Here is a 7,834-nt window from a genome sequence, read left to right on the forward strand (position 1 = left end):
AGTTCCGAAATACAACTAGATGTCTTAAATTTTAATGGAAGTCTCTAGGAAATCCAATGAACCCAAAGTCCCTTTTTGGTGATAACTTTCCGGATTCAATAGATAACTTTGCATATTCAATAGATAACTCCATCGATTCGATAGATAAGTCGTCATATTCGATAGATAACTCCACCTATTCGATAGATAACAAAATGCCAAGCCCATTAATGAGGACTTGGCATTTGGCGATCAACCAATATTCACTTTCAATTCCGCTTCCGTCGAATTCACAACATCTTCAACTGTAAATCCTTCGAACACTTCCTTCAATTCCAGACCATCAGGCGTCACATCGATCAAAGCACGTTCCGTGATAATTTTATGGACGACGCCTTTTCCTGTCAACGGCAATGAGCATTCTTTCTTGATCTTTGCCGAGCCGTCTTTCGCTACATGGTCCATGATGACGATGATTTTTTTCGCGCCGTGCACGAGATCCATCGCGCCGCCCATCCCTTTGATCATCTTGCCTGGGATCATCCAGTTGGCAAGATCTCCTTTTTCGGACACTTCCATGCCGCCCAGGATGGCTACATCGACATGCCCTCCACGGATCATAGCAAAGGATTCCGCACTATCGAAAAATGCAGATCCCGGGATTGTCGTCACCGTTTCCTTGCCTGCGTTGATCAGATCCGGATCGACTTGATCTTCCGTCGGATATGGGCCGATGCCGAGGAGGCCGTTTTCAGACTGCAGCACGACCGTCTTGTCATCCGATATATAGTTTGCGACTAATGTAGGCATCCCAATGCCAAGATTAACGTAATCGCCGTCGTTGATTTCCTTTTCCGCACGTCTTGCAATTCTCTCTCTGAAATTCATCATGAACATCCCCTCCCCTTATTGAGTCGTCAATCTCTCAATCCGTTTTTCCTGTTCCGCTTGTAGCAACCCTTGCACGTAGATACTCGGCGTGTGGATCGTCGCTGGATCGAGTTGTCCCGTTTCCACAATATCTTCCACTTCCGCAATCGTGATCTTGCCTGCAGCCGCCATCATCGGATTGAAGTTTTGAGCGGTCTTGTTATAGATCAAGTTTCCGATTTTATCCGCCTTCGCTGCGCGAACCAATGCAAAATCGGCGACGAGCGCTTCCTCAAGGACATATTCCTTGCCGTTGAATACCCTTATCTCTTTTCCATCCGCCACAGTAGTCCCTACTCCTGCAGGTGTGTAAAATGCAGGAATCCCTGCGCCGCCTGCACGAATCTTTTCAGCCAGCGTCCCTTGCGGTGTCAGTTCGACTTCGATTTCGCCGGACAGCACTTGGCGTTCGAACTCCTTGTTTTCTCCGACATAGGAGCCGATCATCTTCTTAATCTGCTTTTCTTTCAATAAAAGACCGAGACCCCATTCGTCCACACCACAGTTATTCGAAATGATCGTCAAATCTTTGACGCCTTTTTCGACGAGTGCCAAAATAAGTTGTTCCGGGATTCCGACAAGTCCGAAGCCCCCCACCATTAAGGTGGAGCCGTCTTCGATTTGTGAAATCGCTTCCATAGCTGTTGTATAAATCGGTTTCATCTAGCATTCCCCCTTTGAATCTTTCAGAAAAATTACAACTACTCTCTATTCATTTAATCAAACTATTAAGCGGGACGCAATGTTCTAAACTGAAAAACCGGAAAATCCTCATTAGATTTCCGGTTTTCGTTCAGACGTAAGCGGTCTGTCATATAGAAGTGTTGTGACAATGGTAATGGCCATGAGACTCGTCAGAAGCAGAAGCATCATTTTCATGCCGTGGATTTCAACAAGGATACCCCCTGCCAATGGGCCGATCATGCGTCCGATTGTTGCAGCGGAGTTGACAATCCCTTGGTAAAATCCGTCCCTCCCTTTCGGCGCAAGCTGGCTCGCCAATGTCGGAATGGCCGGCCATACAATCATTTCACCGAAAGTAAGGATAACCATCGAAACGATGAACATTTTGAATGAGCCTGCAAAACTGACGACGATGAAGGAGATGATGAAGATGACCGTCCCGATAATCATCTGCGCTTTCAGCTGCTTTTCAAGCCGCTTGATAAGCGGTTTGATAAGAGGTTGTCCAATAACAATCAGCAACCCGTTGATTGTCCAAATGAAACTGTACTCTCTTAAGGTAATGCCTAGTGCTAGTGCATGCGTGGAAATCGTCGTCGACCATTGCGAATAGACGAGCCAGGTGATCAAATAGCCGCCGACTAAAATGAGCAAAGCATAAAAAGGTGCTTTATTCTTAATCCGCGCAGTTTCTCGGATAACGTTTGTGTGGCGATCGGGTGCAATTTCCAGTTTTTTATATCCGAAGTAGGCAATGAAAAGAAAAATGACATAGAAAACCAAGTTCGCAAAAAATATATAATCGATATGCACGGAAGCTATCAAACCAGCGAGTGCGGGCCCGATTGCGACTCCGACGTTCTGCGCCAAATAGATCGAGTTGAATGCCTTCCTGCCGCCTTCAGGCCAAATTGTTCCGACCATCGCATACATGCTTGGAAAGATGATACCGCCGCTAAATCCTAATATGGTAAGCAAGATGATATATGGATACCAATCATGGTCGTATACGAGATAGGCAAGCGCCAAAATCGAAATAATGATGCCTGCCATGATGGATTTAAAACCGCCGATCCGGTCAAATAAAAAACCGCCAAGCAGATTCCCGACGACACCAGCTCCTGCGTTCGCCATCAGGACAAGACCGGCGACCGCCAACGACTTACCGAGATATTCATGCATATATATCGTATTCAATGGCCAAAGGAACGAGTTCCCTATGACATTGACAAACATTCCTACGATGAGAAGCCAAACTTTATTGGGTATTTCCATTTTAGGCATTTCCTTCGCCTCCGATCTCTATCTACTACTCATGAAAGCTAATTCGAGTGTATGTCTTTTTCTGGATTCAGACAACAAAAACGGAATATGTTCCGCAATTCAGATGACACTGAGCGGATCCAAAATGGTACAATCTACTGTTAGAGGAGTTGAAATGATGGATGACTTCATTTATCCGTTCCCTACTGAGGGGAAACGGTACCATACATGGTCCAGGCATTTGAAGGATGAATTCGGGTTCAAAATATTCAAGGTCGCTCTCGATGCCGGCTTTGATTGTCCGAACCGCGACGGCACAGTAGCTTTCGGCGGCTGTACATTTTGCAGCGTCGCAGGCTCAGGCGACTTTGCAGGAGACCGGGCAAAGCCGATTGAAGTCCAGTTCAATGAAATCCGCGACCGGATGCATCAGAAGTGGAAAGAAGGCAAGTACATCGCCTATTTCCAAGCGTACACGAATACACATGCCCCGCTGCCGGTTTTGAAGGAGAAGTTCGAAGCGGCCCTAGCCCAACCTGGTGTCGTCGGCCTTTCCATAGGTACACGCCCCGACTGCCTGCCCGATGATGTCGTCGACTATTTGGCAGAGTTGAATGAACGGACGTATTTATGGGTCGAATTAGGCTTGCAGACCGTGCATGAAAAGACGGCCAAGCTCGTGAACAGAGCGCATGATTACGCCACTTACGTTGAAGGCGTGGAAAAGTTGAGGCGGCATGGAATACGCGTCTGCACCCATATCATCAATGGCCTTCCGCTCGAAGATAGAGAAATGATGATGGAAACGGCAAGACAAGTGGCGAAGCTCGATGTGCAAGGCATCAAGATCCATTTACTGCACTTGTTGAAAGGGACGCCAATGGTCAAACAATACGAAAAGGGCTTGCTGGAGTTTCTTGAGAGAGATGACTATATCAACCTCGTCGTCGATCAGCTTGAAATTCTTCCGCCAGAATTGATTGTCCACCGGATCACCGGGGATGGTCCGCTCGATTTAATGATCGGTCCTATGTGGAGCGCGTCAAAGTGGGATGTGCTGAACGGCATCGACAAGGAATTGGAACGCCGCGACAGCTATCAAGGTAAGTATTACAGTAAGGAGATTGAACGAATATGAGTGATATTTTATTGCATCGGGTTTTACCTTTTTCGAAACGGTTGATCAGCGAAACTGTTCTGCCAGGTGAGACGGTTGTCGATGCAACTGCGGGAAACGGGAATGACACATTATTCCTCGCGGAGCTCGTCGGTGAAGAAGGCCGCGTTTTCGCTATCGATATCCAGCAAGCTGCTCTCGAGGCGACGGCAAACAGATTGGACAAACTCAATGACCGTGTCTCATTGATTTTGGACAGCCATGAGAATGTGGATACATACGTCAAGAAACCAATTGGCGGAGCGATGTTCAATTTAGGGTATCTTCCGTATAGTGAAGATTTGTCCATCATCACAAAACCGGATTCCACGATCGAAGCTGTCAATAAGCTGCTGGGTATGCTTAAAAAGGGTGGGATCATAACGATTTCCGTCTATGATGGCCATGAAGGCGGGAAGGAAGAGCGCGATGCATTGCTAGACTATGTAAAGTCGCTCCACCAGGCCGATGTTCATGTTGTCCGCTATGAATTGCTCAATCAACGAAAAAATCCCCCATTTTTGATTGCAATCGAAAAAGTGAGGGATTTTGATGAAGTTGTGCACGTAGAAGAGTAAGCAAACGCTTGGAACCATTTTGGTCCAAGCGTTTTTTCATTCCCCGATCTGCCGAATATCCGCGATCGGGCCGAGTTTACCGAAGTCTTCACGGTCCATTACGGAAATAAGTTTACGCGCGGTCTCTTCCGCACTGCTTAAATGCCCTTGCTGTTTGTAGTCGACAAAACGGTCGTGCAATGGGAAATCTGCGGCATTGCTTGATCGAATCGTTTCCTGCATGCCTGTGTCGATAATTCCCGGAGCAATCGAAATGACATCAACAGGGTATTCGGCCTTTTCCTGCTCAAGCGATACGACGCGGGAGAAATGATCGAGTCCCGCTTTCGTTGTGCAATAAACGCCCCATCCTTCATATGGGTTCCTGCCAGCCCCTGAAGAAATATTGACAATTCTTTTTCGTCCTTCGAACTTTTCAAGCGCCGAGATGAATGCATTCGATAGAATCATTGGTGCCGTCAAATTGACAGCGAGCGCCTCTGTCAGCTTCTTTTCGTCTATCGTGCCGATCAACCCGATCGGTTCTACCGTTCCTGCATTATTGATCAATGTAAAGGAAGTTGCGGATGAAAGGTTCTCTTCTACAATCCTTTCAATGATTTCAGCCAAACGATCGGTAAGAGAAAGGTCGGCAGTCAGCAAATCTCCATCCCGGCTCTCATTCGTCCTGGCGATGCCGATCACCTTGTCCCCCCTCCCCTTCAACTGTTTCATCAATTCAGAACCGATTCCTTTAGACGCACCGGTAACAATAAATAAGTTCAATTGACTTCCCCTTTCATCTCGATGTCAGCCTGCCATGATTCCTCTTGAAATGCATCTTCCCCAATTTTCACTTTCTCTGGAATCTCGAAATAGGCAATCCAAATATATAATGCGATTGCAAGTATTGCGATTACCCCGATGATTAATCTTCTCTTCTCCATCTCCACTCCCCATTCCCTCACGTTTACATCATTTTACCATGATGGATGTGAGATTGGAGGAATTAAAATAGCCAACCCCTTCCAAATTAGAAGAGATTGGCCTTATCATCATTTCAATATTTTTATTTTCACGTCTTTCCTTCCCCATTTAAACGCTTCGCTTTTGCTTGGGAAGAAGACATCAATTTTATTTCCTTTAATCGCGCCGCCAGTATCGCCAGCGATGGCATATCCGTATCCTTCCACGTACACTTTCGTGCCTAATGGTATAATGGATGGGTCAACAGCAATCACTTTAGCATCGGGATTGCGCTTCAAGTTGATGCCCGTTGAAGTGATTCCGGAACAGCCGTTGCAATTCGCTGTATACGCACTTGCGGAAACCGTGATTTCCTTTACTACATTGTCATCATCGGATCGTGATGGTGTTTTGGCAACCTCTTTTTGAGATTCGGTTTGGACGACCTTCAATTTCTGATTCGGATGAATGACGTCCGACTTGATGCTATTCCATGTTTGCAATTCTTTTACGGTAACATTATGGATCTCGGCAATTTTATAAAGCGTGTCACCTTTTTTGACCTTATACGTTGAAGAGGCTGCAAAACTTTCGGTCGTACCACCGATCAATAAAACTACTGTAAAGATAAGCGTCACAATATGTTTTCTCAAGTTTTCTACTCCCCGCCTTTTTTAGTCTACTCATAGATTAGCAGTGAAGTATTACATGCATGTTACAGTTTGCAACCATTCTTATTACAAAAGAGAAGTGAATATTACGATGGAAGGAAGATGGGATTGACAGAAATTTTAGTAAGAAACGCTAGAAAAAATGAAGCGAAATCCCTTGCTGACTTGCTTTCACGATGCCAGTGGTTCACTTACGGGGAGCTGTTCACAAACGCCTATATTGAGCGGTTAATTGAGAATTATTACAATGTCGAACGCGTCAAACAGGAAGTCACAACAACCGACAAAAAGTGGCATGGCTATATTGTCGCCGAAAAGGAAGGAAACCTCCTAGGAGTCATTGGCGGCGGGATGAAAAATGAGGCCGATGGAGAGATTTACGTCTTCTATGTTGCCCCTGAAGCAAGAGGCAAAGGAATCGGTACAAGACTGCTCGATTTTTATACAAAAGTACAAAAGCATACGTATGGAGCGGATCGGCAGTGGGTTTCGGTTGCAAAAGGAAATATGTACGGAATTCCATTTTATGAATCGAAAGGTTTTATTTTCAAGCGGGAAGAGGTATCATATGGTGCGACCGAAGAGGATGAAGATATTTCTCTCGTTTATTCTCGCAGTATCTAACCAATATATTGTATATAAAAATTTCATCCTGCTTTCTTTTCATGTATACTACTAGTACTAGAACTGAAGTAGGAATTGATTTCAAATTGCAAGCAGGATGGTGATCAGCAATGCCGATACCTTCGGAGCATCAAAGACCGACACGTGTGACAGCGAAAGAAAGTGCATTTACTCAATTGCAGCAATGGATAATTGACGGCACATTGCAGCCAGGCGAAAAGCTGAATGATATTGAACTGGCGGAAGCTCTCGGAGTTAGCAGAACGCCAATCCGCGAATCTCTTCAGTTGCTTGAGGTCCAAGGGTTCGTGAAGATGTATCCAGGAAAAGCGACACAAGTGACAGAGGTGGACAAGGAGTCGATCAATGACCTTTTGCCGCCCCTAGCCGCCATGCAAGCGTTATCCACGGAACTTGCAGCCCCTAACTTGGATGAAAACGTCATAATAGAATTGGAAGAGACGAATAATCGTTTTGCCAAGGCCGTCCAGAAAGAGGATTATTTTACGGCATTGAAAATCGACGAAGACTTTCATCAAATCATCGTCGACCAAGCGGCGAACAAATATATTCATTCTATCGTAGCTTCGTTGCAAACCCATGTACGTCGATTGTTTTTCCATAACTCGATCATTTTGACGGAAAAGTCGATTGACGAGCATAAGGATATTATCAGGTTGCTGACAGAAGGCAACGGGGAAAAAGCAGCATCGATCATGCGTGAAAACTGGCTCCGTGCCATTGACGAATTTCATTCCAAGAAAACAGACTAAAAAAGCACCCCAATTTTTTAAAGTCAGTACCCATTGGAACAATGTTGATTTGCTCTTCACGCGGACGCTTTCTTACCTGTAGTCAAGTGTTTTACTAGATTTTTTCACTGCTTGAATGAAGGTGTAGGGTCCTGTCAATATACTGTTGCTTTCCGTTCCGGCGCTCGCTTTCCGCGGGCATGGCTTGAGCCTCCTCGGTCGCGAAAGGCGTGCGGCCTGCGGGGTCTCAAG

General features: G+C 45.7%; 10 protein-coding genes. 4 read left to right on the forward strand and 6 right to left on the reverse strand.

The features are described 5' to 3' along the window. Positions 1–231: 231 nt before the first annotated feature. From M3191_RS16470 to M3191_RS16480, 3 genes are all read right to left on the reverse strand, one after another. Positions 232–876, reverse strand: coding sequence for a 3-oxoacid CoA-transferase subunit B (locus tag M3191_RS16470; protein WP_251701458.1), 645 nt, complete (start codon positions 874–876; stop codon positions 232–234). Between the two features lie 9 nt (positions 877–885). Then, positions 886–1,572, reverse strand: coding sequence for a CoA transferase subunit A (locus M3191_RS16475; protein WP_251701459.1), 687 nt, complete (start codon positions 1,570–1,572; stop codon positions 886–888). A 111-nt stretch (positions 1,573–1,683) separates the two neighbouring features. Further along, positions 1,684–2,862, reverse strand: coding sequence for an MDR family MFS transporter (locus M3191_RS16480; protein WP_251701471.1), 1,179 nt, complete (start codon positions 2,860–2,862; stop codon positions 1,684–1,686). A 172-nt stretch (positions 2,863–3,034) separates the two neighbouring features. On the opposite strand from M3191_RS16480, the gene M3191_RS16485 reads away from it, so the two are divergent. Both M3191_RS16485 and M3191_RS16490 read left to right on the forward strand, forming a co-directional pair. Continuing rightward, positions 3,035–3,994: a TIGR01212 family radical SAM protein gene (locus M3191_RS16485; RefSeq protein ID WP_251701460.1), complete on the forward strand. Its 960-nt coding sequence runs from the start codon at positions 3,035–3,037 to the stop codon at positions 3,992–3,994. After that, positions 3,991–4,590 (forward strand): class I SAM-dependent methyltransferase, encoded by a 600-nt coding sequence (locus M3191_RS16490; RefSeq protein ID WP_251701461.1) that lies wholly within the window; start codon positions 3,991–3,993, stop codon positions 4,588–4,590. The genes M3191_RS16485 and M3191_RS16490 overlap by 4 nt, the downstream gene beginning before the upstream one ends. Positions 4,591–4,626: 36 nt before the next feature. Here M3191_RS16490 and M3191_RS16495 read toward each other — a convergent pair whose 3' ends face one another. The 3 genes from M3191_RS16495 to M3191_RS16505 form a co-directional block, all read right to left on the reverse strand. Next, positions 4,627–5,355, reverse strand: a complete 729-nt coding sequence (locus M3191_RS16495) for an SDR family NAD(P)-dependent oxidoreductase (RefSeq protein ID WP_251701462.1) — start codon at positions 5,353–5,355, stop codon at positions 4,627–4,629. Continuing rightward, positions 5,352–5,516 (reverse strand): hypothetical protein, encoded by a 165-nt coding sequence (locus M3191_RS16500; RefSeq protein ID WP_251701463.1) that lies wholly within the window; start codon positions 5,514–5,516, stop codon positions 5,352–5,354. Before M3191_RS16500 ends, M3191_RS16495 begins: the two co-directional genes overlap by 4 nt. Positions 5,517–5,624: 108 nt before the next feature. Continuing rightward, positions 5,625–6,188: a 3D domain-containing protein gene (locus M3191_RS16505; RefSeq protein ID WP_251701464.1), complete on the reverse strand. Its 564-nt coding sequence runs from the start codon at positions 6,186–6,188 to the stop codon at positions 5,625–5,627. Positions 6,189–6,314: 126 nt separating this feature from the next. Between M3191_RS16505 and M3191_RS16510 the strand changes: the two genes are divergently transcribed. Beyond that, complete coding sequence (locus M3191_RS16510) at positions 6,315–6,830, forward strand: GNAT family N-acetyltransferase (RefSeq protein ID WP_251701465.1); 516 nt, start codon at positions 6,315–6,317, stop codon at positions 6,828–6,830. Between the two features lie 110 nt (positions 6,831–6,940). Next, complete coding sequence (locus M3191_RS16515; protein WP_251701466.1) at positions 6,941–7,603, forward strand: GntR family transcriptional regulator; 663 nt, start codon at positions 6,941–6,943, stop codon at positions 7,601–7,603. Positions 7,604–7,834 lie beyond the last annotated feature (231 nt).

The organism is Sporosarcina luteola (assembly GCF_023715535.1).
GTDB lineage: Bacteria > Bacillota > Bacilli > Bacillales_A > Planococcaceae > Sporosarcina > Sporosarcina luteola_B.